1 protein-coding gene is annotated in these 813 nt (G+C 66.1%); it reads right to left on the bottom strand.

Annotated features, from left to right (window positions below):
* A partial coding sequence (locus AC3ET4_RS30885; RefSeq protein WP_431955290.1) for an IS982 family transposase occupies positions 1-788 on the bottom strand: 788 nt, incomplete at its 3' end.
* Positions 789-813 lie beyond the last annotated feature (25 nt).

The following is an 813-nucleotide window of genomic DNA, read 5'->3' as shown; positions in this document are numbered from 1 at the left end:
CCGTGTCGTTCCAGGTCAAGTTGACCCTTGAGGGTCTGGTTGATCGACTCGATGACTTGCCGAAGTGGCTTGAACAGGTGTGCGCCAGCCCGCTCGGGCTCGCCTTTGCGGGCCGGACGCAGCAGCTTCAGGTCACGTTCGGTGAGGTCGTTCTCGAACTCCCGGCCGTAGTAGTTCTTGTCGCCGATGATCGTCTGCTGTGGATGGGTGGCCTGGACATCGGGCGCGGTGTCGAGCATGTCGCGCAGGGTCTCGCGTTCGTCGGCCTTGGCGCCGGTGAGTGCGAACAGGATCGGCAGGCCGCCGAGGGTGCAGACCAGGTGCAGGCGCAGGCCCCAGAAGTACCGGGAGTGGGACGCGCAGTAGCCGTACTCGGCCCAGCCGGCCAGGTCCGAGCGCTTGGCCGTTTCCCGGGAGCAGCCGCAGCCGACCGGGGTGGAGTCGACCAGCCAGACATCGTCGGTCCACAGTGAGGTGTCCTGGGCCAGTATCCGGATCATGCTGGTGAGCAGGGGTGATGCGGCGCGCAGTCGTTTGCCGTAGCCGGACTGCTGGGGCACGTAGGGGAACAGGCCGCGGAAGTCGCGGTCGACGCGGCGAAGCCAGCGCCGCTCGGAGGTGTAGCCGAGCAACGCTGACATGACCGCGAGCGTGAGCAACTCCGCGTCACTGAGCCTGGGCGTGATCCCGACTTTCGGACGCCACGGGGCCAACCAGGGAGAAGCCTTCAACTCATCGTCGATCCGGGCGTAGAGTGCCGTTGCGAGGGTGTCCAGGTCTGTCTTCACACACTGACATTGGACGCCCTCGTGC

Source organism: Actinacidiphila sp. bgisy167, from assembly GCF_057707665.1.
The sequence above is the reverse complement of the archived record's forward strand: the minus strand, read 5'-3'. Positions and strand labels throughout refer to the sequence as shown.